This window comes from Pseudomonas thermotolerans DSM 14292 (genome assembly GCF_000364625.1).
GTDB lineage: Bacteria > Pseudomonadota > Gammaproteobacteria > Pseudomonadales > Pseudomonadaceae > Aquipseudomonas > Aquipseudomonas thermotolerans.
In genome coordinates this window covers 19,396-41,332 of the sequence record NZ_KB822620.1, presented here as the reverse complement: position 1 = coordinate 41,332, position 21,937 = coordinate 19,396, and the positions used below count along the sequence as shown (strand labels likewise).

26 protein-coding genes are annotated in these 21,937 nt (G+C 68.5%); 9 read left to right on the top strand and 17 right to left on the bottom strand.

What is annotated here, in order from left to right; genetic code table 11:
* Positions 1 to 72: 72 nt before the first annotated feature.
* From H165_RS0115110 to H165_RS0115100, 3 genes are all read right to left on the bottom strand, one after another.
* The gene (locus tag H165_RS0115110) at positions 73 to 276 is read right to left on the bottom strand and encodes a YbdD/YjiX family protein (protein ID WP_017939784.1); all 204 of its coding nucleotides are present in this window, start codon (positions 274 to 276) and stop codon (positions 73 to 75) included.
* A gap of 47 nt (positions 277 to 323) precedes the next feature.
* On the bottom strand, positions 324 to 2,390 hold the full coding sequence (locus H165_RS0115105) for a carbon starvation CstA family protein (RefSeq protein ID WP_017939783.1): 2,067 nt from the start codon (positions 2,388 to 2,390) through the stop codon (positions 324 to 326).
* A gap of 150 nt (positions 2,391 to 2,540) precedes the next feature.
* Positions 2,541 to 3,047: a DUF3015 domain-containing protein gene (locus H165_RS0115100; RefSeq protein ID WP_017939782.1), complete on the bottom strand. Its 507-nt coding sequence runs from the start codon at positions 3,045 to 3,047 to the stop codon at positions 2,541 to 2,543.
* Between the two features lie 162 nt (positions 3,048 to 3,209).
* On the opposite strand from H165_RS0115100, the gene H165_RS0115095 reads away from it, so the two are divergent.
* Both H165_RS0115095 and H165_RS0115090 read left to right on the top strand, forming a co-directional pair.
* Complete coding sequence (locus H165_RS0115095; RefSeq protein ID WP_017939781.1) at positions 3,210 to 3,671, top strand: methyltransferase family protein; 462 nt, start codon at positions 3,210 to 3,212, stop codon at positions 3,669 to 3,671.
* A gap of 30 nt (positions 3,672 to 3,701) precedes the next feature.
* Complete coding sequence (locus tag H165_RS0115090) at positions 3,702 to 4,070, top strand: PilZ domain-containing protein (RefSeq protein WP_017939780.1); 369 nt, start codon at positions 3,702 to 3,704, stop codon at positions 4,068 to 4,070.
* Positions 4,071 to 4,127: 57 nt separating this feature from the next.
* On the opposite strand, the gene H165_RS0115085 is transcribed toward H165_RS0115090, so the two are convergent.
* The 4 genes from H165_RS0115085 to H165_RS0115070 all read right to left on the bottom strand — a co-directional run bounded on the left by H165_RS0115085 (position 4,128) and on the right by H165_RS0115070 (position 6,356).
* Entirely contained in the window at positions 4,128 to 4,331 is a 204-nt protein-coding gene (locus H165_RS0115085; protein WP_017939779.1) for a hypothetical protein, read from the bottom strand.
* Between the two features lie 37 nt (positions 4,332 to 4,368).
* Positions 4,369 to 5,730, bottom strand: coding sequence for a DNA repair protein RadA (gene radA, locus H165_RS0115080; RefSeq protein WP_017939778.1), 1,362 nt, complete (start codon positions 5,728 to 5,730; stop codon positions 4,369 to 4,371).
* A gap of 30 nt (positions 5,731 to 5,760) precedes the next feature.
* Positions 5,761 to 6,030 (bottom strand): hypothetical protein, encoded by a 270-nt coding sequence (locus tag H165_RS18665; RefSeq protein ID WP_017939777.1) that lies wholly within the window; start codon positions 6,028 to 6,030, stop codon positions 5,761 to 5,763.
* An 80-nt stretch (positions 6,031 to 6,110) separates the two neighbouring features.
* The gene (locus tag H165_RS0115070; RefSeq protein WP_017939776.1) at positions 6,111 to 6,356 is read right to left on the bottom strand and encodes an HP1242/YdcH family protein; all 246 of its coding nucleotides are present in this window, start codon (positions 6,354 to 6,356) and stop codon (positions 6,111 to 6,113) included.
* Between the two features lie 176 nt (positions 6,357 to 6,532).
* On the opposite strand from H165_RS0115070, the gene mscL reads away from it, so the two are divergent.
* The gene (mscL, locus tag H165_RS0115065) at positions 6,533 to 6,940 is read left to right on the top strand and encodes a large-conductance mechanosensitive channel protein MscL (protein WP_017939775.1); all 408 of its coding nucleotides are present in this window, start codon (positions 6,533 to 6,535) and stop codon (positions 6,938 to 6,940) included.
* A 55-nt stretch (positions 6,941 to 6,995) separates the two neighbouring features.
* On the opposite strand, the gene H165_RS0115060 is transcribed toward mscL, so the two are convergent.
* Positions 6,996 to 7,772: a ferredoxin--NADP reductase gene (locus tag H165_RS0115060; RefSeq protein ID WP_017939774.1), complete on the bottom strand. Its 777-nt coding sequence runs from the start codon at positions 7,770 to 7,772 to the stop codon at positions 6,996 to 6,998.
* A gap of 65 nt (positions 7,773 to 7,837) precedes the next feature.
* On the opposite strand from H165_RS0115060, the gene H165_RS0115055 reads away from it, so the two are divergent.
* On the top strand, positions 7,838 to 9,097 hold the full coding sequence (locus H165_RS0115055) for a methyltransferase (protein ID WP_017939773.1): 1,260 nt from the start codon (positions 7,838 to 7,840) through the stop codon (positions 9,095 to 9,097).
* A gap of 38 nt (positions 9,098 to 9,135) precedes the next feature.
* On the opposite strand, the gene H165_RS19275 is transcribed toward H165_RS0115055, so the two are convergent.
* Genes H165_RS19275 through H165_RS0115040 form a run of 3 tightly spaced genes read right to left on the bottom strand, consistent with a single transcriptional unit; the run spans position 9,136 to position 11,726 of the window.
* Entirely contained in the window at positions 9,136 to 9,273 is a 138-nt protein-coding gene (locus H165_RS19275; RefSeq protein ID WP_017939772.1) for a DUF2474 domain-containing protein, read from the bottom strand.
* Positions 9,273 to 10,280: a cytochrome d ubiquinol oxidase subunit II gene (gene cydB, locus H165_RS0115045; protein ID WP_017939771.1), complete on the bottom strand. Its 1,008-nt coding sequence runs from the start codon at positions 10,278 to 10,280 to the stop codon at positions 9,273 to 9,275. The genes H165_RS19275 and cydB overlap by 1 nt, the downstream gene beginning before the upstream one ends.
* Before the next feature lie 3 nt (positions 10,281 to 10,283).
* A complete protein-coding gene (locus H165_RS0115040) occupies positions 10,284 to 11,726 on the bottom strand; it encodes a cytochrome ubiquinol oxidase subunit I (RefSeq protein WP_017939770.1) in 1,443 nt (480 codons plus the stop codon).
* Positions 11,727 to 12,038: 312 nt separating this feature from the next.
* On the opposite strand from H165_RS0115040, the gene H165_RS0115035 reads away from it, so the two are divergent.
* Positions 12,039 to 13,268, top strand: a complete 1,230-nt coding sequence (locus tag H165_RS0115035; protein ID WP_017939769.1) for an MFS transporter — start codon at positions 12,039 to 12,041, stop codon at positions 13,266 to 13,268.
* Positions 13,269 to 13,274: 6 nt separating this feature from the next.
* Here the strand turns inward: H165_RS0115035 and H165_RS0115030 are convergent, their stop codons facing one another.
* Positions 13,275 to 13,829 carry a DJ-1 family glyoxalase III gene (locus tag H165_RS0115030; protein ID WP_017939768.1) on the bottom strand — a complete coding sequence of 185 codons (555 nt, stop codon included), beginning with the start codon at positions 13,827 to 13,829 and terminating at the stop codon, positions 13,275 to 13,277.
* 150 nt (positions 13,830 to 13,979) lie between these two features.
* On the opposite strand from H165_RS0115030, the gene H165_RS0115025 reads away from it, so the two are divergent.
* Together H165_RS0115025 and trmA are read left to right on the top strand one after the other, a co-directional pair.
* The gene (locus H165_RS0115025; RefSeq protein WP_017939767.1) at positions 13,980 to 15,272 is read left to right on the top strand and encodes an NCS2 family permease; all 1,293 of its coding nucleotides are present in this window, start codon (positions 13,980 to 13,982) and stop codon (positions 15,270 to 15,272) included.
* The gene (gene trmA, locus H165_RS0115020; protein WP_017939766.1) at positions 15,272 to 16,360 is read left to right on the top strand and encodes a tRNA (uridine(54)-C5)-methyltransferase TrmA; all 1,089 of its coding nucleotides are present in this window, start codon (positions 15,272 to 15,274) and stop codon (positions 16,358 to 16,360) included. The genes H165_RS0115025 and trmA overlap by 1 nt, the downstream gene beginning before the upstream one ends.
* A 183-nt stretch (positions 16,361 to 16,543) precedes the next feature.
* Here the strand turns inward: trmA and H165_RS18660 are convergent, their stop codons facing one another.
* Positions 16,544 to 16,999 (bottom strand): DUF4345 family protein, encoded by a 456-nt coding sequence (locus H165_RS18660; RefSeq protein WP_017939765.1) that lies wholly within the window; start codon positions 16,997 to 16,999, stop codon positions 16,544 to 16,546.
* Between the two features lie 158 nt (positions 17,000 to 17,157).
* Between H165_RS18660 and H165_RS0115010 the strand changes: the two genes are divergently transcribed.
* A complete protein-coding gene (locus tag H165_RS0115010) occupies positions 17,158 to 17,592 on the top strand; it encodes a DUF411 domain-containing protein (RefSeq protein ID WP_017939764.1) in 435 nt (144 codons plus the stop codon).
* Between the two features lie 83 nt (positions 17,593 to 17,675).
* Positions 17,676 to 18,551: a KPN_02809 family neutral zinc metallopeptidase gene (gene ypfJ / locus H165_RS0115005; RefSeq protein ID WP_017939763.1), complete on the top strand. Its 876-nt coding sequence runs from the start codon at positions 17,676 to 17,678 to the stop codon at positions 18,549 to 18,551.
* Between the two features lie 40 nt (positions 18,552 to 18,591).
* Here the strand turns inward: ypfJ and H165_RS0115000 are convergent, their stop codons facing one another.
* The 4 genes from H165_RS0115000 to H165_RS18655 are packed head-to-tail and all read right to left on the bottom strand — an operon-like array spanning position 18,592 to position 21,910.
* Entirely contained in the window at positions 18,592 to 19,179 is a 588-nt protein-coding gene (locus tag H165_RS0115000; protein ID WP_017939762.1) for an HAD family hydrolase, read from the bottom strand.
* Positions 19,176 to 20,045: an acyl-CoA thioesterase II gene (gene tesB / locus H165_RS0114995; protein ID WP_017939761.1), complete on the bottom strand. Its 870-nt coding sequence runs from the start codon at positions 20,043 to 20,045 to the stop codon at positions 19,176 to 19,178. The genes H165_RS0115000 and tesB overlap by 4 nt, the downstream gene beginning before the upstream one ends.
* Positions 20,046 to 20,049: 4 nt before the next feature.
* Complete coding sequence (locus tag H165_RS0114990) at positions 20,050 to 21,660, bottom strand: SagB/ThcOx family dehydrogenase (RefSeq protein ID WP_017939760.1); 1,611 nt, start codon at positions 21,658 to 21,660, stop codon at positions 20,050 to 20,052.
* The gene (locus H165_RS18655) at positions 21,653 to 21,910 is read right to left on the bottom strand and encodes a hypothetical protein (RefSeq protein ID WP_026146660.1); all 258 of its coding nucleotides are present in this window, start codon (positions 21,908 to 21,910) and stop codon (positions 21,653 to 21,655) included. Before H165_RS18655 ends, H165_RS0114990 begins: the two co-directional genes overlap by 8 nt.
* Positions 21,911 to 21,937: the final 27 nt, after the last annotated feature.

The following is a 21,937-nucleotide window of genomic DNA, read 5'->3' as shown; positions in this document are numbered from 1 at the left end:
CTGGAAAGCAACGCTGAAGACCCCTATCGGGTCCGGAAAGAAAAGCGCCACGTAGGGGCGTGGCGTCGGACATCAGCAGCAGCGGAAGGGCTTGCCCTTGCCGCCGCCGTAGCGCGCCTCCTGGCGCTCGCGGAAGAATTCCTCGTAGCTCATCACCGGCTGGCCGGGATGCTTCCTGCGCATGTGTTCGACGTAGTTGTCGTAATCCGGCATGCCCACCATCAGGCGGGCGGCCTGGCCGAGATACTTACCCAGTCGACTCAAGTCGTTGAACATTAGCGGCCACCTGACGGTTCCGGCCCCGCTCGGGGGCCGGAATCCTCTCATACCTCGGGAATCGGCTGGAACGGCATTTCCTGGTCGGAACGCTGCTCCTCGCGCAGGGCCCGGAGGCTGACGCGCACCGAATAGTACAGGATGCTGAACACCACCAGCAGGAACAGCACGGTCAGCGCCGCGTTGGTGTAGGCGTTGAAGATCACGTGGTGCATCTGCTCGATGCTCTTCGCCGGAGCCAGCACCTCGCCGGCATCCAGCGCGGCGCGGTACTTGTCGGCCAAAGCCAGGAAGCCGACCGCCGGGTTGGAGTCGAACAGCTTGATCAGGCTGGCGCTGGTGGTGCAGATCAGCAGCCAGAGGGCCGGCAGCATGGTCACCCAGGCATAGCGCTGACGCTTCATCTTGATCAGCACCACAGTGCCAAGCATCAGCGCGATGCCGGCGAGCATCTGGTTGGAGATGCCGAACAGTGGCCACAGGGTATTGATGCCGCCCAGCGGATCCACCACGCCCTGGTAGAGCAGCCAGCCCCAGAGCGCCACGCAACCGGCGGTGGCCAGCATGTTGGCGGCCCAGGACTCGGTGTTGCTCAGCGCCGGCACGAACTCGCCGAGCAGGTCCTGGAGCATGAAGCGGCCGGCACGGGTACCGGCATCCACCGCGGTGAGGATGAATAGCGCCTCGAAGAGGATCGCGAAGTGGTACCAGAAGGCCATGGCGCCGTCGCCCGGCAGCACCTGATGGAGGATGTAGGCGATGCCTACCGCCAGGGTCGGCGCGCCGCCGGCACGGGACAGGATAGTGGTCTCGCCGATGTCGCGGGCGGTGGCCTCCAGCTGCTCGGGGGTGATCAGGAAGCCCCAGCTGCTCACTGTGGCAGCGACGCTGGCGGTGTCCGCACCGACGATGGCCGCCGGGCTGTTCATGGCGAAGTAGATGCCCGGCTCGATCACCGCGGCGGCGACCATCGCCATGATGGCCACGAAAGACTCCATCAGCATGCCGCCGTAGCCGATGTAGCGGGCATGAGCCTCGCTGGCCAACAGCTTGGGCGTGGTGCCCGAGGAGATCAGCGCATGGAAGCCCGATACCGCACCGCAGGCGATGGTGATGAACAGGAAGGGGAACAGGCTGCCCTTCCACACTGGCCCCGTACCGTCGACGAACTGGGTCAGCGCTGGCATCTTCAGCTCCGGCATGACGATGAGGATGCCGATGGCCAGACCGACGATGGTGCCGATCTTCAGGAAGGTGGACAGGTAGTCGCGCGGGGCGAGGATCAGCCACACCGGCAGCACCGCGGCGACGAAGCCGTAGCCCACCAGCATCCAGGTGATCTGCACGCCGGTGAAGGTGAACACGGGCGCCCACTCGGGATCCTGGGCGATCTGCCCGCCCAGCCAGATGGAGCCGAGCAGCAGGGCCACGCCGATCACCGATATCTCGCCGATCCGCCCGGGGCGAATGAAGCGCATGTAGAGGCCCATGAACACCGCGATGGGGATGGTCGCCATCACCGTGAACATGCCCCAGGGACTTTCCGCCAGGGCCTTGACCACGATCAGCGAGAGCACCGCGAGGATGATGATCATGATCAGGAAGCAGCCGAACAGGGCGATGGTGCCGGGCACCTGGCCCATCTCCTCGCGAACCATCTCGCCCAGCGAGCGGCCGTTGCGGCGGGTGGAAAGGAACAGGACCATGAAGTCCTGCACCGCGCCGGCCAGCACCACCCCGGCGATCAGCCACAGGGTGCCGGGCAGGTAGCCCATCTGCGCGGCGAGCACCGGGCCCACCAGCGGGCCGGCGCCGGCGATGGCGGCGAAGTGGTGGCCGAACAGCACGTGCTTGTTGGTGGGCACGTAGTCCAGGCCGTCGTTGTGGATCAGTGCCGGGGTAGCGCGGCTCGGATCGAGCTGCATCACCCGATTGGCGATGAACAGAGCGTAGTAGCGGTAGGCGATCAGGTAGATGGCTACGGCGGCGACCACGATCCACAGCGCGTTGATCGCTTCGCCACGACGCAAGGCGACCACCCCCAAGGCGAAGGCGCCGATCACGGCCACCACCACCCAGGGCAGGTGCCGCAGGACGCTATTGTTATTGTTCATGGGTTACTCCGGATGGTTTTTCGGACTGCAAGCGCCCTAGCTTAGCGCTTTGCTCGGAGTTGGCCATTCTTGACCCTACGAAAGTCGCAAGCGACCGTCCGAAAAAACGAAAGCCGGGCATGGGCCCGGCTTCGCTGATGCGGCTGTCGATCAGGCGGACTGCTTGGCGTAGCGGGCCAGCTGCGCATCGCGGCTCATCACCTCGAGGGTGGCGTTCAGCACTTCCTCGCTGGTCACGTCGGGGCTGCTGAAGATCACGTTGAAGTTCTCGTGGGTGACCTTGGCGAAGTGGGCGCGGTCCTGCTTCTCGACGCCCAGCAGCACGGCGTAGGCGTCCAGGGCTTCGCCCTGGCCCTGGGCCATGTCTTCGGCGATGGAGTCAAGCATGCCGTTCATGGCCAGCCAAGAGCGGCCGTTGTAGCCAAGACGCCCGCTGGTGTCGCAGCCGTTGGTGCCGGAGGTCATGCCGAAGGTGGCGTTACCGGAGGTGCCGTTGGTGGTGGTGGCCAGGATGTGCGGCCCTAGACCGCGCTGGCCTTCGAACAGCATGTTGCCCCAACCGCAGCCGTTACCGCCGGCGGCGTCGGCCTGGGCGCCGAGGCTCACAGCGCTCAGCATGCCGATGATCAAACCTTTGCTCAGCAGTCGCTTGTCCATAAATCACTCCATTTTCTTCGTTGGTAACACTCTTTCCTAGGCTCCCGACCCACGACTACGGCTCAGGCATCGACAGCCCTCAGCAGCTTTAGCGACACTTCCCGTGCTGTCAATCCAGAAGAAAGACAAAGTTGCCGCTATCGATTCCTGCCAGGAGGCACCATGTCCACCCGTCAAGATCGCGTCCTGCTCCCGCCGCCTTTGATCTACCTGATCTTCGTGGCCCTCGCCTGGGCCCTGGCGGAACTCCTACCCCTCCCCCTCGCCGAGAACGACTGGACCCGTTACTTCGGCTGGGGGCTGATCGACGCCGGCATCCTGCTGGCCGCCTGGTCGGCCCTCGCCCTGACCCAGCACGACACCACCCTCAATCCCTACAAGAAGCCCAAACGCCTGCTGCAGAGGGGTCCCTTCCGCTACTCGCGCAACCCCATCTACCTGGGCTTCACCCTGATCTACGCCGGTATCGGCCTGCTGCTGCACAGCTGGTGGCCGTGGCTCCTCCTGCCGCTGCTGATCCTTGTCATGAACCGCGCCGTGATCGTCCACGAGGAGGCCGTGCTGGAGCGCCTGTTCGGCGACGCCTACCGGCGCTACCGTGCCCGCGTGCGGCGCTGGCTATAGTGGTGGGACGCAACACGGAGGATTTCCCGGATGAACGATTCCCAGCCCGAACGAAGACGCTTCCAGCGCGTGGCCTTCGACGCCGACACCCAGCTCTGCCAGGCCGGACGCTGCTGGCCGGTGGTGCTCCACGACCTGTCGCTCAAGGGCCTGCTGGTCGAGCGGCCGGCGGGCTGGGCCGGCGATGCCGACGCGCCCTTCGCGGTACGCATCGCGCTGTCCGCCGAGGTGGTGGTGCAGATGGAAGTGCGCCTGGCGCACAGCCGCGATGGCCTGCTCGGCTTCGAGTGCCGGGCCATCGACCTGGACTCGCTCAGCCACCTGCGCCGCCTGGTGGAGCTCAACCTCGGCGACGCACGGCTGCTGGACCGGGAACTGGCCGCCCTGGGCAGGCCATGAGCGCCCCCCAGGACAGGAAAGGGCGCACCAGGCGCCCTTCCGTCTTCCCCTCAGGCATCACAGCGCAGCGCGGCGACGGGCAACCCGTCGTGCGCCGATGCTCGCCTCGCGACGCTCCTCGGCGCTGTCGCGCGGACGGCCCGGTTCGTAGTTGAGGATTTTGGCGAAGAGGTCGAAGAACAGGAACATGGATTCCACCTCCGTGATGAAGTCGACTCCATGCTCCTGCCGCAGGGCGCAGCGGACATTGATCTGCGACAAGCACGCCTGCGCCGGGGCAGCGACAGAGCGTCGCAGGTCACTCGAAGAGGGCGTCGAGGGCCTGCTCCAGACGGGTCACGGCAACCACCTGCAGGCCGGCCGGCGGTTCCTTGGGCGCATTGCCCCTAGGCACGATGGCGCGCTTGAAACCGTGCTTGGCGGCTTCCTTGAGGCGCTCCTGACCGCTCGGCACCGGACGCACCTCGCCGGACAGGCCGACCTCGCCGAACACCAGCAGGTCGTGGGGCAACGGCCGGTTGCGCAGGCTGGACATCACCGCGGCCATCAGCGCCAGGTCCGAGGCGGTCTCCAGCACCTTCACCCCCCCCACCACGTTGAGGAACACGTCCTGGTCGTGGGTGGGGATGCCGCCGTGGCGATGCAGCACGGCGAGCAGCATGGCCAGGCGGTTCTGGTCCAGGCCCAGAGTGACGCGCCGCGGGTTGGCCAGGTGGCTGGTGTCCACCAGGGCCTGCACCTCCACCAGCATCGGCCGGGTGCCCTCCCAGGTGGCCATCACCACGCTGCCGGGCACCTCCGACTGGGCACGAGTCAGGAAGATCGCCGAGGGGTTGGAGACCTCCTTGAGGCCGCGGTCGGTCATGCCGAACACGCCCAGCTCGTTGACCGCGCCGAAGCGGTTCTTCACCGCGCGCAGCAGGCGCAGGCGGCCGTCGGACTCGCCCTCGAAGTAGAGCACGGTGTCGACCATGTGCTCGAGCACCCGCGGGCCGGCCAGCGCGCCCTCCTTGGTGACGTGGCCGACCAGGAAGATCGCCGTGCCGCTCTGCTTGGCGTAGCGCACCAGCAGGGCGGCGCTCTCGCGCACCTGGGCGACGCCGCCGGGGGCGGACTGCAGCTGCTCGGTGAAGATGGTCTGGATGGAGTCCACCACCATGACCTTGGGCTGTTCGCGGCGGGCAGTGGCGATGATCGCCTCGATGCAGGTCTCGGTCATCACCTTGAGGCGGTCCTCCGGCAGGCCCAGGCGCCGCGCGCGCATGGCGACCTGCTGCTGGGACTCTTCGCCGGTGACGTACAGCGCCGGGAAGCGCTGGGCGATGTTGCACAGGGTCTGCAGCAGGATGGTGGACTTGCCGATCCCCGGGTCGCCGCCGATCAGCACCACCGAGCCGTCCACCAGGCCGCCACCGAGCACCCGGTCGAGCTCCACCGAGCCGGTGGGGAAGCGCGGCATTTCCTCGACGCTGACCTCGGCCAGGGTCTTCACCTGGGCCTGCTGGCCGGCCCAGCCGCCGCGCGCCTCGGAGCCGGCACCGGCCGGCTCGACGGTCTCCACCAGGGTGTTCCAGGCCCCGCAGTCAGCGCACTGGCCGGCCCATTTGGGAAAGGTCGCGCCGCACTCCGTGCAGCCATAGATGCGCTTGGCCTTGGCCATGGATGCTCTCCGTGAAGGGGAAAGCGCGCATCATACCAGCGACAGGCGAATGGATTGCCGAGCCGGCAGGCCGAGCTGGTTGCGCAGGCGGGTGATGTCCTCCTGCAGTCCGCTGCGATACAGGCGCAGCGCGGTCAGGCTGAGGGTCTCGGGCGGCTCGAGGCCGCTTTCGATGCGAAAGATCCGGCGTTCGACCGATTCGAACTGCTGCTGCAGGCGGGCCAGGCGTTCACGCTGCCGACCGAGGGAAGCGCCACGCGGCAGGCGGACGGTACCGTGGGAGCGGTGCTTGTCAGGCATGGTCGCTACTCCAGGAAAAAATCTGTCGACAAGCCTAGCCTTGTCGGCCGATCCCTCGCTTGACGGAGGTCAAGGGCTGGTCATGCCCCCGACTGCTGGAGCATGCGGACGATCTGATCCTTGAGGTTGACCCGCTGCAGCTTGAGGCCCTGCAGAGCCTGGTCGTCCAGCGGCTGGCGGCCGTCCTCGGCGTCGTAGATCCGCTGGTCGATGGCCTGGTATTCCTCGACCAGGCGGGAGAACTTGGCATCGGCCTGCATCAGGGCGCGCAGCTGGTTCTGGTACTGGGGGAATTCGCGGTGCAACGGATGGTGTTCGAGCGGCATTGGTGGCCCCTCCTCGCGGATGATGGTCATCCAGAAGACTAGTTCAGCGCACCGCGAATGCCCCGGCCTGGCGACGAAAGCCGCCCTGTCGGGACGATCCGCGACACGGCGCTCCGCAACCGGGGCCGCCTGGATTACACTGCGCGCACCTCACTCAAAACACAGGGAGTCACACAATGAGTCTGCTCAGCGAGTTCAAGGCCTTCGCGGTCAAGGGAAATGTCGTCGACATGGCAGTGGGCATCATCATCGGCGCGGCGTTCGGCAAGATCGTCTCGTCCTTCGTTGGCGACGTGATCATGCCGCCGCTGGGCATCCTGATCGGCGGGGTGGACTTCTCCGATCTGGCCATCACCCTGAAGGCCGCGGAAGACGACAACCCGGCGGTGGCGATCGGCTACGGCAAGTTCATCCAGACGGTCATCGACTTCACCATCATCTCCTTCGCCATCTTCATGGGCATCAAGGCACTGAACAAGCTGAAGCGCGAGGAGGCCGCCGCGCCGGAAGAGCCGCCGGCACCGACCAAGGAGCAGGAGCTGCTGGCCGAGATCCGCGACCTGCTCAAGAACCAGCAGAAGTAGCATTCCCCCGGGCGGCCGACCGGCAACGTCGGCCGCCCATCCCCTGCTTTCCCGCCTACCAGTAGTTCTCCACCGCGATCTGCCCCGGCCTGCGGGTCAGCGCCAGGCTCATGCCGCGTTTCTTCAGCACCGCCCGGGTGTCCTCGATCATCTGCGGGTTGCCGCAGAGCATGATCCGCGAGCGGGCCGGGTCCAGCTCCAGGCCGGCGGCGCGCTCCAGCTCGCCGTCGTCGATCAGGGTGGTGATGCGTCGGTTGAGCGCGCCGGGATAGGGCTCGCGGGTCACCACCGGGATGTAGCGCAGTTTGTGGACGTGCTCGGCCAGGTAGTCGCGCTCCTTCAGCCCGGCGATCAGCTCCTGGTAGGCCAGCTCGCGGGCATTGCGCACGCTGTAGACCAGCACGATGTTGTCGAAGCGCTCCCAGGCCTCGAAGTCCTGGAGGATCGACAGGAAGGGCGCCAGCCCGGTGCCAGTGCCGAGCAGCCAGAGGTCGCGGCCGTCCGGGAAGCGGTCGAGGGTCAGGAAGCCGAAGGCCTGGCGGTCCACCAGCAGGCAGTCGCCCTCACGCAGGCGGGCCAGCTCGCTGGTGAACTCGCCGTCGGGGACCACGATGGAGAAGAACTCGAGGAACTCGTCGTGGGGCGCGGAGACCATCGAGTAGGCGCGCCAGACCAGGCTGCCGTCGGCCTTGGCCACCCCCAGGCGGGCGAACTGTCCGGCGCGGAAGCGAAAGCCCGGGTCCCGGCTGGTGCGGAAGGTGAACAGACTGGGCGTCAGGGGGCGGATGTCACGGATGGTCTGGCGGGTGAACTTCTCTGCGCTGGCGGTCATACTTGCGCTCCTCTTTGCCCAGCCAGTCTCGCGCAAATGCGCGCCGGGAAACACCGCCAGTTCTTATGCCTATATTCGCTACGCCTTTCGCCAGCCTCGACCTGATCCGCCAGCCGGAGCGCCGCGACGACCCGCTGCAGGCCTTCGACGCCGCCGACGAGTACCTGCTCAACCACCTGCACGAGCAGGGGCTGGACCGCGAGACCCGGGTACTGCTGCTCAACGACGGCTTCGGCGCCCTGGCCTGCGCGCTGGCGCCCCACGCTCGGGTGACCAGCAGCGGCGACTCGCATCTGGGCTGCCTGGCCCTCGGCAAGAACCTGGCGCGCAACGGCCTGGACACGGACTCGGTACGCTTCGTGCCGGCCAGCGCTACCCCGGAAGGGCCCTTCGACCTGGTGCTGATCCGCGTGCCCAAGACTCTGGCGCTGCTCGAGGAACAGCTGATTCGCCTGCACGGCCGGCTGGCACCCGGCGCGCGGGTGATCGCCGCGGGCATGGTCAAGCACCTGCCGCGCGCCGCCGGCGACCTGCTGGAGCAATACATCGGCTCGGTGCAGGCCTCCCTGGCGGTGAAGAAGGCCCGCCTGCTGTTCGCCACGCCGGAGCCGCGCCCGGCGCCGGTGTCGCCCTACCCGACCCGCTACCGCCTGGATCTAGGGCGGCTGGGAAGCGTGACGAGCGGCGGCGAGGCAAGCCGGAACCAGGCGAAAAAGCGCAGCTTGCCGGGTGCGAATGAGCATTTAGGGCCTGGTTCCAACGCACTATCGCCTAGCGCGGTAGCTTCCCCGCCGTCCGAGCTGGAGCTGGCCAACCATGCCAACGTGTTCTGCCGAGAAGGGCTGGACATCGGCACCCGCGCCTTCCTGCCCCATCTGCCCACGGGACTGGGCACGGCGCGGGTGGCGGACCTCGGCTGCGGCAACGGCGTGCTCGGTATCGCCTGCGCGCTGGCCAACCCCGAGGCGCAGCTGACCCTGGTGGACGAGTCCTACATGGCGGTGCAGTCCGCCACGGAGAACTGGCAGGCCGCGCTCGGCGCGCGACCGGTGGAGATCCGCGCCGCCGACGGCCTGGCCGGGCAGCCGGCGGAGTCCTTGGACCTGGTGCTGTGCAACCCGCCCTTCCACCAGCAGCAGGTGGTCGGCGACTTCCTCGCCTGGCGCATGTTCCAGCAGGCTCGCGCGGCGTTGGTGAGCGGCGGCGAACTGTGGATCGTCGGCAACCGCCACCTGGGCTACCACGTCAAGCTCAAGCGGCTGTTCCGCAGCGTGGAACAGGTGGCGGCGACGCCCAAGTTCGTGGTGCTGAAGGCGCGCAAGTAACGGCTGGCCCTCCCGGGGGGTGTCGGGCGGGGGAAGTCCTAGGCGCGCAGCCCCGCAGCCGTCATCAGCAGACGCAGCAGCCAGGCCACCACGCCGAGGGCCAGCACGCTGGCCGTCCAGATCGCCAGCAGCCAGGCCAGGCGCTGCCAGAGCGGGGAACGCGGCGGTCCAGCCATCAGTGGTAGCCCTGATCCGGTGTCACCTTGCCGCGGAACACGTAGTAGCTCCAGGCGGTGTACATGAGGATGAAGGGGATGATGAACAGCGCGCCGACCAGTGCGAATCCCTGGCTCTGCGGCGGCGCGGCGGCGTCCCAGATGCTCACCGCCGGCGGGATGATGTGCGGCCACAGGCTGATCCCCAGGCCGCTGTAGCCGAGAAAGATCAGCGCCAGGGTGAGGACGAAAGGCGCGTAGTGGGCGTTGCGGTGGATCGCCCGCAGCAGCGCGAAGGTGCACAGCAGCACCAGCAGCGGCACCGGAAGGAACCAGAACAGGTTGGGCAGGCTGAACCAGCGCTCGGCGATGGCCGGGTGTGCCAGCGGTGTCCACAGGCTGACGATACCGGTGACCGCCAGCAGCGCCCAGACCAGCGGGCTGCCCAGATCGTGCATCTGGCGTTGCAGGCGCCCCTCGGTCTTCATGATCAGCCAGGTACAACCGAGCAGCGCGTAGGCGACGATCAGCGCCAGGCCGCAGAACACCGAGAAAGGCGTCAGCCAGTCCAGGGCGCCGCCGACGTAGACGCGGTTCTCCACCGCCAGGCCGTCGATGAAGGCGCCCAAGGTCACGCCCTGGAAGAAGGTCGCCGCCAGGGAACCGCCGATGAACGCCTTGTCCCACAGGTGCTGGCGGCTGAGCTTGGCCTTGAAGCGGAACTCGAAGGCCACGCCGCGGAAGATCAGGCCGATGAGCATCAACACGATGGGCAGGTAGAGCGCCGAGAGCACCACCGAGTAGGCCATCGGGAAGGCCGCGAAGAGCCCCGCGCCGCCCAGCACCAGCCAGGTCTCGTTGCCGTCCCACACCGGCGCCACGGTGTTCATCATCAGGTCGCGCTCGCCCCGGTCCCTGACGAAGGGGAAGAGGATGCCAATGCCCAGGTCGAAGCCGTCCATCACCACGTACATCATCACCCCGAAGATGATGATCACCGCCCAGATCAGGGAAAGATCGATGCCCATGACTCAGTTCCTCCCGTGCAGCGCGTCGCTGGCGACGCTTTCGTCCAGCCCCTCGTCGGGAGCCGATAGCGGCCGCGCCGGGGTGCGCGGCTGGCCGGGGCCGCCGGGACTGGGCAACCGGCCCTCGGCGCTGACCGGCCCCTTGCGCACCAGGCGCAACACGTAGCTGATGCCGACGCCGAAGATCGCGCAGTACACCACCACGAACAGCGCCAGGGTCACGCCCATCTGCAGCGCCCCGTGGCCGGACACCGCATCGGCGGTGCGCAACAGCCCGTAGACCACCCAGGGCTGGCGACCCACCTCGGTGGTGAACCAGCCGGCGAGGATCGCCAGCAGCCCCGCGGGCCCCATCCACAGGCACAGGTGGAGGAACGGCCGCGTCTGGTAGAGCCGCCCGCGCCAGCGCAGCCAGAGGCTCCAGACGCCGGTGAGGATCATCAGCAGGCCGAGGGCCACCATGAGGCGGAACGACCAGAACACCACCAGCGAGTTGGGCCGGTCCTCGGGCGGGAACTCCTTCAACGCCGGCACCTGCTCGTCCAGGCTGTGGGTGAGGATCAGGCTGCCCAGGTAGGGGATCTCCACCTTGAAGCGGGTCTCCTCGCGGGCCATGTCCGGCCAGCCGACCAGGATCAGCGGAGTCGGCTCGCCGCTGCTGTTGTCCCAGTGGCCCTCCACCGCGGCGATCTTCGCCGGCTGGTGCCTGAGGGTGTCGAGGCCGTGCAGATCGCCGATGAAGGCCTGCAGCGGCGCCACCAGCAGGGCCATCCACATGGCCATGGAGAGCATCTTGCGGATCGGCGGGGTGTCGCGCCCGCGCAGCAGGTGCCAGGCCGCCGAAGCGCCGACGAAGAAGGCGGTGGCCAGGAAGGCCGCGGTGGCCATGTGCGCCAGCCGGTAGGGGAAGGAGGGATTGAAAATCACCGCCAGCCAGTCCACCGGCACCACCCGGCCGTCGAGGATCTCGTAGCCCTGCGGCGTGTGCATCCAGCTGTTGGAGGCGAGGATCCAGAAGGTGGACAGCAGGGTGCCCAGCGCCACCATCAGCGTGGAGAGGAAGTGCAGGCCGGGGCCGACCCGGTTCCAGCCGAACAGCATCACGCCGAGGAAGCCCGCCTCGAGGAAGAAGGCGGTGAGCACCTCGTAGGTCAGCAGGGGCCCGGTGACCGCGCCGGCGAAGTCGGAGAAGGCGCTCCAGTTGGTGCCGAACTGGTAGGCCATGACCAGCCCGGAAACCACGCCCATGCCGAAGTTGACCGCGAAGATCTTCGACCAGAAGTGGTAGAGGTCGCGGTACACCTCCTCGCCGCTCTTCAGCCACAGCCCTTCCAGCACCGCCAGGTAGCTGGCCAGGCCGATGGTGATCGCCGGGAAGATGATGTGGAAGGACACGGTGAAGGCGAACTGGATGCGGGCCAGTTCCAGGGCATCCAAACCAAACATAGGGCCTCCTCGCTCAGTTGCTGCGACCGGCCCGAGGGCAGCCGCACGTTCGGGAGTTCCGGATCCGCCCGTCGTCACGCGGCAGGTGCCTACCGGAAAGTCCGGGCCGAGGTCTTGACCCGGATCAAGATATGCCAGAAAGCCTAACTCCGTCCGACACGCTTTCCGCTGTGGTGGATTGCCGCTGTGACGGATTGTCACGGAGCCGGCTGCGCGCCGTCCCCGCACGCAACGGGCGATTATCACAGCCCCCGGTTACAGGCAGGCCGCGACGCTGGCAAACTATTAGCTCGCTAAGCATCGGTCCCTGCCATGTCCACCCACCAGAAACTCCTGCTTCGTCATCAGAGACCCTTTCTCGCCTACTGGTTCGCCCGGGTCTTCACCGCCAGCGGCTTCCAGATGCTCACCGTGGCCATCGGCTGGCAGCTCTACAGCCTGACCGGCAACGTGCTGGACCTCGGTCTGGTCGGCCTCATCGAGTTCATGCCCAAGGTACTGTTCATCCTGCTCACCGGGCACGTCGCCGACCGCTTCGATCGCCGTAAGGTGGCGGCCCTCTGCCAGGCCGGCCAGGGCCTGGTAGCGCTCAGCCTGCTGGTCGCGGTGCTCGGCGACGGCCTGAGCCGTGAGCTGATCTTCCTGATCGCCTTCCTGCTCGGCACCGCGCGGGCCTTCGAGATGCCCACCACTCAGGCGCTGCTGCCGAACATCGTCCCCGGCAGCCTGTTCCCCGCCGCGGTGGCCGCCTCGGCCTCGGCCATGCAGATGGCCACCATAGTCGCGCCGGCGCTCGGCGGCCTGCTCTACGCCCTCTCCCCGCTATGGGTCTACGGCCCTGCGGCGGTTCTTTACCTGGCCGCGCTGTGCCTGATGCTGCAGTTGCCCAACAACCAGACGCCGAGCAACGAGAAACCCTCGCTACGCTCCCTGCTGGCCGGCTTCCGCTTCCTGCGCAGCCGTGCCGACGTGTTCGGCGCGGTGTCCATGGACATGGCCGCGGTGCTGCTCAGCGGCGCCACCGCCCTGCTCCCGGTGTTCGCCAAGGACATCCTGCTCACCGGTCCCTGGGGCCTCGGCCTGCTGCGCTCGGCGCCGGCGGTGGGCGCGCTGCTGATGTCGATCTGGCTGGCGCGCTTCCCCATCGAACGCAAGGTGGGCCCGGTGATGTTCATCTCGGTGGCGATCTTCGGCGTGGCGACCATCGCCTTCGGCCTCTCCACCTCGCTGTGGTTCAGCCTGGCCAGCCTGGTGCTGATGGGCGCGGCGGACATGGTGAGCATGGTGATCCGCGGCGCCTTCGTGCAGCTGCAGACTCCGGACGACATGCGCGGCCGGGTCGGCGCGGTGAACTCGCTGTTCATCGGCGCCTCCAACCAGCTCGGCGACTTCCGCGCCGGGCTCAGCGCCGCCTGGTTCGGCACCGTGCCGGCGGTGCTGATCGGCGGGATCGGCGCGGTGCTGGTCGCCGGCCTCTGGGTGAAGCTGTTCCCCACCCTGGCGCGCCGCGACCACATGCACGAGCCCGAGGAAGCGAGGTAACGAAGGTCAGGCGGCCAGCATCGCCTTGGCCACCGCGTTGCGTTTGCCCTTGCCGGCCAACTGCTCGACCAGGGTCAGTGCGAAGGCCAGCGCGGTGCCCGGCCCCTGGCTGGTGATGCAGTTGCCGTCCACCACCACCGGCTCGTCGACGAAGCTGCAGCCGGACAGCCGGTCGCTGAACGCCGGGTAGCAGGTCATCCGCCGCTGGCGCAGCACCCCGTACTGCTGCAGGGCCAGCGCCGGCGCCGCGCAGATCGCGGCGAACAGCTTGCCGGCCTTGGCCTGGCGAACCACCAGCTCGCCCAGCGGGCCGTGCCCGGCCAGGCGCTCCGCCCCGGGCATGCCGCCGGGCAGGGCGATCAGCTCGAAGTCCTGTGCCAGCAGGTCGACCAGCATGGCGTCGGCGGTCAGCCGGGTGCCGCGAGCGCAGGTGATCATCCGCCGCGCTTCGATGCTGGCCACTACCACTTCCACCTCGGCGCGGCGCAGCACGTCGATCAGGGTCACGGTTTCCAGGTCTTCCACGCCGTCGGCGACGGCGATCAGGGCTCGGACTGTCATGGCTCTCATCCTGTAATGGGGTCGATGGGCGGCCCGCGCCGGCGAAATTCACCGGCTGCGGGCCAGCTGGTATGATGCGCCGCCTTTCGGCAGGCCGCAGGCAGACGTGCTTAGCTTGTGCCTGCACCCTCCGCTGCCCGGGAGCCTCTCATGCTGGAAAGACTATTCCAACTCCACGCCCACAACACCAACGTGCGCACCGAAGTCCTCGCCGGGGTCACCACCTTCCTGACCATGGCCTACATCCTCTTCGTCAACCCGGCGATCCTCGGCGAGACCGGCATGGACAAGGGCGCGGTGTTCGTCGCCACCTGCCTGGCCGCCGCCATCGGCTCGGCAATCATGGGCCTGATCGCCAACTACCCGATCGCCCTGGCTCCCGGCATGGGCCTCAACGCCTTCTTCACCTACACCGTGGTGCTGCACATGGGGCACAGCTGGCAGGTGGCGCTGGGCGCGGTGTTCCTCTCCGCGGTGATGTTCTTCGTCCTGTCGATCCTGCGCATCCGCGAGTGGATCATCAACAGCATCCCGCTGGCCCTGCGCTCGGCGATCGCCGCCGGCATCGGCCTGTTCCTCGCCCTGATCGCCCTGCAGAAGGCCGGCATCGTCGCCGCCCACCCGGCCACCATGCTGACCGTCGGCGACCTCACCAGACCAGAGCCTATCCTCGCGGTGCTCGGCTTCTTCCTGATCGTCGCCCTGGACGCCCGCAAGGTCACCGGCTCGGTGCTGATCGGCATCCTTGCGGTAACCGTGGTGGGCATCCTGCTGGGCATCTCCGAATTCGGCGGGCTGATCTCCATGCCGCCGTCCCTGGCCCCCACCTTCCTGCAGCTGGACATCCGCGGCGCCCTGGAGATCGGTCTGGTCACGGTGATCTTCGCCTTCCTGTTCGTCGACCTGTTCGACAACTCCGGGACCCTCATCGCGGTGGCCAAGAAGGCCGGACTGATGCGCGCCGACGGCCATATGCCGAAGATGGGGCGCGCGCTGATCGCCGACAGCACGGCGGCCATGGGCGGCTCCCTGCTGGGCACCTCGACCACCACCAGCTACATCGAATCGGCCGCCGGGGTGAGCGTCGGCGGGCGCACCGGGCTGACCGCCTGCGTGGTCGCCGTGCTGTTCCTCCTGGCCCTGTTCCTCTCCCCGCTGGCCGGCAGCATCCCGGCCTATGCCACCGCGCCGGCGCTGTTCTTCGTCGCCGTGCTGATGGCCTCGGGCCTGGCGGAGATCGACTGGAGCGACCTGACCACCGCCGCGCCGGTGCTGGTCACCGCCCTGGCCATGCCCTTCACCTACTCCATCGCCGAGGGCATCGCCTTCGGCTTCATCGCCTGGGCGGCGATCAAGACCCTGTCCGGCCGCTGGAACGAGCTGAGCCCGGCCCTGGTGATCCTGTCCATCCTGTTCGTGATCAAGATGGCCTTCCCGCACTGATGAGCGCTCCCGACTTCAACCCCGCGCAGTACGACCGCCAGCTCGCTGACAAGGCCCGCCGCCTCGCCGAACTGCTGGCGCCCTTCGACGCCCCCGAACCGCAGGTATTCGACTCGCCCCGCGAGCACTACCGCCTGCGCACCGAGTTCCGCCTGTGGCGCGAGGGTGAGCGGCGCCACTACGCGATGTTCGCCCCCGGCGACAAGCGCACGCCGATCCTCATCGACCGCTTCCCCATCGCCAGCCGGCGCATCAACGAGCTGATGCCGTCCCTGCAGGCCGCCTGGCAGGCCAGTCAGGTGCTCGGCTTCAAGCTGTTCCAGGTGGAGTTCCTCACCACCCTGTCCGGCGACGCACTGATCACCCTCTGCTACCACCGTCCGCTGGACGCCGCCTGGCAGGCCGAGGCCGAGCGCCTGGCCGGCGAGCTGGGGGTCAGCCTGGTGGGCCGCTCGCGCGGCCAGCGCCTGGTGATCGGCCGTGACTACGTGGAGGAGGAACTGGAGGTGGCCGGCCGGCGCTTCCGTTACCGTCAGCCGGAGGGTGCCTTCACCCAGCCCAACGGCGAGGTATGCCGGAAGATGCTCGGCTGGGCCTACGAGATGCTCGGCGAGCGCGACGACGACCTGCTGGAGCTGTACTGCGGCAACGGCAACTTCACCCTGCCGCTGGCCACCCGGGTGCGCCAGGTGCTGGCCACCGAGATCAGCAAGACCTCGGTGCAGGCCGCGTTGGCCAACCTGGCCGACAACGGCATCGACAACGTGGCCTTGGTGCGCCTGTCCGCCGAGGAACTCACCCAGGCGCTGAACGAGGTGCGTCCGTTCCGCCGCCTGGCCGGCATCGACCTGAAGAGCTACCGGTTCGGCACCGTGTTCGTCGACCCGCCGCGCGCCGGCATGGACCCGGACACCTGCGAGCTGACCCGGCGCTTCGGACGCATTCTGTACATCTCCTGCAATCCGCAGACGCTGGCGGCGAACATCGCCCAACTGCACGACACCCACCGCGTCGTGCGCTGCGCCCTGTTCGACCAGTTCCCCTACACCCCGCACATGGAAGCCGGCGTGCTTCTGGAACGCCGCTAGAGCCGGGCCATCCCCTTTCCCTCTCCCCCGGGAAGAGAGCCCCCTCTCCCGTAACGGGAGAGGGAATGCGCGTGCCCGCAAGGACGACCCGGCTGACCTGCGCCCGGCTATTTCCAGACGACGCGGATACCTCGGTCGGGCATTCCCAGGATGCCCCCGAAGCCACCTAGCGAGCCCGCACAATCAGTCCTGCGGCGGCACCTCGCCGCCGTCCGCGGCCAGCAGGCGCTGCGCCGCCAGGGCTTCCCGGCGCTCCAGAAGGTCCAGGCGCCACAGTGCCAGGCCGGCCAGCAGAGCGGTGAACACCTTCACCGAGAGCGCGGAATAGTCCTCCAGCAGCAGGCTGTCGCGGTCCAGCCACACCGCGGTGATGCGCGCCAGGGCCAGGGTGCCCTGCAGCAGCATGACCAGCATCAGGCCGCTGCGGATGCTGGCGCGGTCGCGCAGGGTCGAGCCGAGGAACAGCGCCAGGCCGACCTGCAGGCCGCCTAACCAGACCCGCACGTTGATCACCGAAATGCTTTCCATGAGCAGCAGGCCGTTGAGATTGGCCATCTCGTAGGGTCGCACCCAATAGGCCATGCCCACGCCACCCAGAATCAGGATCTGAATGGCCAGGATGATTCGTGCGAAAGTCATTGGGGTTTGCCTCTTGTGACCCTGCACAGACCCGCCGAACGCGTTTTCGTTCGCACCGCCTGCCCGAAACTGCCAAATGCATCCCATAACCGACGACGCTTGGCGCTTCCCCCAGTGGCGGCTAAGCTGCCCGCTTTACCCACACAGGAAGAGCTTCCATGCGCCAGCTGCTGCTTCTCGCCGGCCTGCTCACCGGCCTCGCCCAGGCGAGCGAGGCTCCAGTCATCGATGTCCACCGCGACGCCAACTGCGGCTGCTGCAAAGCATGGGTCCGCCACCTCGAGGAGCACGGCTTCACGGTCCGCGACCACGTCGAGCAGGACATGGCGGCGGTCAAACTGCGCCTCGGCGTGCCCTACAGTCTCGGCTCCTGCCACACCGGGGTGATCGACGGCAAGTTCGTCGAGGGCCACGTGCCGGCCGCCGACATCCTCAGGCTACGCCAGCGCCCCGACCTGCTAGGCGCCGCGGTGCCGGGCATGCCCATGGGCTCGCCGGGCATGGAGATGGGCGACCACCAGGACGCCTACCAGGTGATCGGCGTAGGCCGCGACGGCCGGCAGCAACTGCTGGCAGACTACCCGGGCCGCTGAGGCCGGATTCCGGACCGGTAGCCTGGCAGCCGGGCCGCACAGGGACGACACTTTGAAGGCCAGGTTCTTCTGAGGATTGCGAGATGCTCTGGAAAAAAGCCCGTCGCAGCGACAACGTGGTGGATGCCCGCGGCAGCGGTGGCATGCGCATGGGAGGCGGCAAGGGCCTCAGCCTCGGCGCGGTGGCCGTGGTGGTGGTGATCGGCCTGCTCAGCGGCCAGGACCCGCTGCAGATCCTCGGCAACGTGGTGAGCATGAGCCAGCAGTCGGTCAGCGTGCCCTCCTCCACCCAGGGCCGCGCCCCGGCGGCCGACGACGAGCAGGCCGAGTTCGTCCGCGCCGTGCTCGGCGACACCGAGGATACCTGGCGGGCGATCTTCCAGCAGGCCGGCCGCCAGTACCAGGATCCCAAGCTGGTGCTGTTCCGCGGCGGGGTGAGCTCCGCCTGCGGCTTCGCCTCCTCGGCCACCGGCCCCTTCTACTGTCCCGGCGACCGTCAGGTGTACCTCGACCTGGAGTTCTTTCGCGAGATGGAACAGCGCTTCTCTGCGGCCGGCGACTTCGCCCAGGCCTACGTGATCGCCCACGAGGTGGGCCACCATGTGCAAACCCTGTTGGGAATCAGCGCCAGGGTCAACGCCGCCCGCCAGCGCGGCGAGCGGGTGGAGGGCGACAGCGGCCTGCTGGTCCGCCAGGAACTGCAGGCCGACTGCCTGGCCGGGGTCTGGGCCTACCATGCCCAGCAGCGCCTGAACTGGCTGGAGCCCGGCGACATCGAGGAGGCCCTGAACGCCGCCAACGCCATCGGCGACGACCGTCTGCAGGAGCAATCCCGCGGTCGCGTGGTGCCGGACTCCTTCACTCACGGCACCTCGGCGCAGCGCATGCGCTGGTTCAAGCTGGGCTTCGAGGGCGGCCAGGTCGGCAAGTGCGACACCTTCGCCGCGGCACGCCTGTAACTTCCCGCTCCGCTCGCGCCGGGCGCAGCCCGGCTGCCGTTCATAGCATCGCCAGAAGTTCCGCGCAGTCCCGCGCGAAGGCGTCGCTAAGCTCCGGCCAGGGGTTCTCCGCCAGGTTGACCAGCACCGAGTAGGCCCCGGCGGCCCGCGCGCACTCCAGGTCGAAGCGGTAGTCGCCGACCATCACCAACTCCTCCGCCGCCACGCCCCACTGCCCGGCCAAGCGCAGCAGCCCGGCCGGATCCGGCTTGGGCGGCGCCTCGCCGCGACCGATCACATCGCAGCTGGCGAAGCAGTCGCCGAGGCCGATGGCGCTCAGGGTCAGCAGCGCCAGCTCGTGGGCGTTGCGGGTCAGGATGCCGAGCCGGCAGCCGCGCTCGTGCAGCTCGCGGACCAGCGCCACGGCGCCGGGCGCCGGCTGCGAGCCGATCGCCAGCTCGCGCTCGTGCTCCAGCAGCCAGGCGTGCTTGGCCGCCGCCTCCGCCTCGGGCAGCGCGGCCAGGTGGTGGAGGATGTCCTGCTCGGCGGGAATCCCCAGAGCACGGCGGATGGCCGCGAAGTCGTGCACCGCCACAGTCAGGGTGCCATCCATGTCGAACACCCAGTGGCGGGCCTGGCGCAGTTTCACTGCCAGTCCTCGCGCTTGCGGATCAGACCTTCCTGGGCCACCGAGGCGACCAACTGCCCCTGACGGTTGAAGATGCTGCCGCGGGCGAAGCCGCGGGCGTTGCCGCTCCAGGGGCTATCCATGGCGTAGAGCAGCCAGTCGTCGGCGCGCAGGTCGCGGTGGAACCACAGCGCGTGGTCGAGGCTGGCCACCTGCATGAACCTATCCCAGATGGACACGCCGTGGGGCAGCAGCGAGGTGGTCAGCAACCCAAAGTCCGAGGCATAGGCGAGGATGTACTTGTGCAGCGCCGGGACGTCCGGCAGCCTGCCGTCGGCGCGGAACCACACATACTTGACCGGCTCGCCGGGGGCCGGGTCGTAGGGGTTGTGGGCGGTCACCGGGCGGATCTCGATGGGCTTGGCGCAGAGCAGCTTGTCGCGCACCCGCTCGGAAATCCGCTCGGCGTTGCGCTGCATGATCTCCAGCTCGGTGGGCAGGCTCTCCGGCGCCGGCACCTCGGGCATGCTCAGCTGGTGGGCGAAACCCTCCTCCTCGTACTGGAAGGAGGCGCTACAGAAGAAGATCGGCTTGCCCTTCTGGATGGCGGTGACCCGCCGGGTGCTGAAGCTGCCGCCGTCGCGCACCCGGTCGACGTTGTAGACCACCGGCAGGCTGGCGTCGCCGGGACGCAGGAAGTAGCCGTGCAGGGAATGCACGTGACGGGCCTCCTCCACCGTCTGGCTGGCGGCGGACAGCGACTGGCCGAGCACCTGGCCACCGAACAGCTGACGGAAGCCCAGGTCCTGGCTGGCGCCCCGGAACAGGTTTTCCTCGATGGATTCCAGGCTCAGCAAGGCCACCAGATCATCCAGCACGCGACTCATCCGACTACGTCTCCTCTGCGCTACCGCTCTTCGGCGATCTTCGAAGTTGTTGATAGGCCGGCAGGGACGTCAGGCGCCCGTCCCATACCGCCCGGCCAAGGGTGAAATGGTAAAGGCTTTGCCAGCGGCTGTCGGCAATTCCGAGCAATTCGTGCAGGGCATCGTCGAAGAAGCAGCCGATCCCGGTGCCGGACAGCCCGGCCGCCTCGGCCTCCAGGTAGAGCAGTTGACCGATCTGCCCGCATTCCCAGTACAGCCGCGGATAGCCCCAGGGGCCGACCGCCAGGGCCGCATCGAAGCGCGCCAGCATGGCCACCGCCAGGCAGCCGTCGGCGGCGATCTCCTGGCCGCAGGAGAGGAACCCGGCGAGTTGCCGGGCATCGCCTTCCAGCAGGCGGTAGAGCGGCAGCTCGCCGTCCAGGCGCTGCCAGAGGAAATCCTCGCGCAGCGCCTGCGGGCGGTCCTCGCAGCGCCCCAGCCAGTACAGCCCGGGCGCCAGCCCCGCGACACGGTGGACGAAGAGCAGCAGATCCACCCGCGGCGGCTCGCCAGTCAGGGCGAAGGGCACCGGCGAGTGTTCCGGCAGCAGGCGGCGCAGCCAGGCACGCAACAGCTCCACCTGGATGCCGCTGCGGCCGTCCATGGCCTGTGCGCTGCGCCGGCGGTGCAGCAGCGGGCGCAGCGGCAGGCCGGGGTTGTCCTCGCGCACCAGCGCGGGCGAATGCGTCCAGAGCAGCGGCGGCAGGGCCGGAGCGCGGCACCAGGCGTGGATGCGTGCCAGCTCCGGCCAGTCGCGATAGTGGCGCGACAGGCGGTTCGGCAGGCCCTGCAGGTCGAGGGCGGCAAGGCCCGCGAGCAGCGCCTCGGGCAGGCGCGGCTCGGCGTCCTGCGACGGGCCGATCCACAGCAGGCAATCGGCCCACTCGGCCTCCGCGAAGCCTGCGCGGTCCAGGCCGAGCAGGCCGTCCAGACGCGCCTCGGCGATGCCACGCAGCAGGCGCACCTGCCAGCCCAGGGCGCTGGCGGCGATGGCCAGACAGGCCAGGGCGTGGCCGAGGTCGTGCTGGCAGTAGCGGTAGGCTCGCTCGCCGTACTTCCAGGCCTCGCGCCAGGGAATGCTGGCCAGGCCGAGGAGCAGGCCGCCGGCCGGCAGGGCCGCGCGCAACTGCTCGCCTAGGGGCGCCGGCAGCTCGGCGCGCACCTCCAGGGCATGGGCGTCCGGCGCGTAGTGGACCAGCAGCCCCTGCTCCTCCAGGGCACCGGGCGGCAGCAGCAGGTAGGCCTCGGTGGGGTGCAGATTGCCGGACGACGGGTTGACCCGCAGCGCCCAGCGGCTGCCGCCGGCCGCCTTCCAGGCGGAGAGCGCCAGGCTGTCGTAGAGCAGCTGGGAGACGCTGGAGCGATCGAGCGGTGCCGGAGCACCGACTGGACCGGCAAACACCGCGTCGTAGCGCGGCGACTCCTCCAGCGGGCGGTGCCACAGCTCGATCAGCCGGGCCCCGGCATAGCGGCGGAAAGGCGCCGGCTGGGTGGCCCAGTCGAGGTGCCCGGGGCCGGGGGCGAAGCGCTCCGGGCGATGCTTGCTGAGCTCATGGTAGGCGCGCGGCTCATCCATGGGCGGCCTCCCAATCCTCGCGGCACAGCCGGTAGAGCGGATGGGGACGCAGCGGACGGCCGTCCGACAGGCGCGGATGCAGGAAGTCGCCGGGCGGATCGCGGCGCAGGCCGATGGCCTCCATCAGCCGACGCGCGCGCTCATTGCCGGCGGTGCTGAAAGACACCCGCGCGGCCAGCGCCGGCAGGTCCTCGGCGCGCCAGCGGCGTAGCCACAGGCGGGGGCGTTGCAGTTCGATCGGCTCGACCATCTCGGCACTCCGGGGCATCTCGGTCAT

Coding starts and splice junctions, on each gene's coding strand:
- H165_RS18660 (WP_017939765.1), bottom strand. CDS start 16,999: ATGACTTTCGCACGAATCATCCTGGCCATTCAGATCCTGATTCTGGGT.
- mscL (WP_017939775.1), top strand. CDS start 6,533: ATGAGTCTGCTCAGCGAGTTCAAGGCCTTCGCGGTCAAGGGAAATGTC.
- ypfJ (WP_017939763.1), top strand. CDS start 17,676: ATGCTCTGGAAAAAAGCCCGTCGCAGCGACAACGTGGTGGATGCCCGC.
- trmA (WP_017939766.1), top strand. CDS start 15,272: ATGAGCGCTCCCGACTTCAACCCCGCGCAGTACGACCGCCAGCTCGCT.
- cydB (WP_017939771.1), bottom strand. CDS start 10,280: ATGGGCATCGATCTTTCCCTGATCTGGGCGGTGATCATCATCTTCGGG.
- tesB (WP_017939761.1), bottom strand. CDS start 20,045: ATGAGTCGCGTGCTGGATGATCTGGTGGCCTTGCTGAGCCTGGAATCC.
- H165_RS0115095 (WP_017939781.1), top strand. CDS start 3,210: ATGTCCACCCGTCAAGATCGCGTCCTGCTCCCGCCGCCTTTGATCTAC.
- H165_RS0115060 (WP_017939774.1), bottom strand. CDS start 7,772: ATGACCGCCAGCGCAGAGAAGTTCACCCGCCAGACCATCCGTGACATC.
- H165_RS18665 (WP_017939777.1), bottom strand. CDS start 6,030: ATGCCTGACAAGCACCGCTCCCACGGTACCGTCCGCCTGCCGCGTGGC.
- H165_RS0115030 (WP_017939768.1), bottom strand. CDS start 13,829: ATGACAGTCCGAGCCCTGATCGCCGTCGCCGACGGCGTGGAAGACCTG.
- radA (WP_017939778.1), bottom strand. CDS start 5,730: ATGGCCAAGGCCAAGCGCATCTATGGCTGCACGGAGTGCGGCGCGACC.
- H165_RS0115040 (WP_017939770.1), bottom strand. CDS start 11,726: ATGTTTGGTTTGGATGCCCTGGAACTGGCCCGCATCCAGTTCGCCTTC.
- H165_RS0115055 (WP_017939773.1), top strand. CDS start 7,838: ATGCCTATATTCGCTACGCCTTTCGCCAGCCTCGACCTGATCCGCCAG.
- H165_RS0115035 (WP_017939769.1), top strand. CDS start 12,039: ATGTCCACCCACCAGAAACTCCTGCTTCGTCATCAGAGACCCTTTCTC.
- H165_RS0115090 (WP_017939780.1), top strand. CDS start 3,702: ATGAACGATTCCCAGCCCGAACGAAGACGCTTCCAGCGCGTGGCCTTC.
- H165_RS0115105 (WP_017939783.1), bottom strand. CDS start 2,390: ATGAACAATAACAATAGCGTCCTGCGGCACCTGCCCTGGGTGGTGGTG.
- H165_RS19275 (WP_017939772.1), bottom strand. CDS start 9,273: ATGGCTGGACCGCCGCGTTCCCCGCTCTGGCAGCGCCTGGCCTGGCTG.
- H165_RS0115100 (WP_017939782.1), bottom strand. CDS start 3,047: ATGGACAAGCGACTGCTGAGCAAAGGTTTGATCATCGGCATGCTGAGC.
- H165_RS0115025 (WP_017939767.1), top strand. CDS start 13,980: ATGCTGGAAAGACTATTCCAACTCCACGCCCACAACACCAACGTGCGC.
- H165_RS0115110 (WP_017939784.1), bottom strand. CDS start 276: ATGTTCAACGACTTGAGTCGACTGGGTAAGTATCTCGGCCAGGCCGCC.
- H165_RS0115010 (WP_017939764.1), top strand. CDS start 17,158: ATGCGCCAGCTGCTGCTTCTCGCCGGCCTGCTCACCGGCCTCGCCCAG.
- H165_RS0114990 (WP_017939760.1), bottom strand. CDS start 21,660: ATGGATGAGCCGCGCGCCTACCATGAGCTCAGCAAGCATCGCCCGGAG.
- H165_RS18655 (WP_026146660.1), bottom strand. CDS start 21,910: ATGGTCGAGCCGATCGAACTGCAACGCCCCCGCCTGTGGCTACGCCGC.
- H165_RS0115070 (WP_017939776.1), bottom strand. CDS start 6,356: ATGCCGCTCGAACACCATCCGTTGCACCGCGAATTCCCCCAGTACCAG.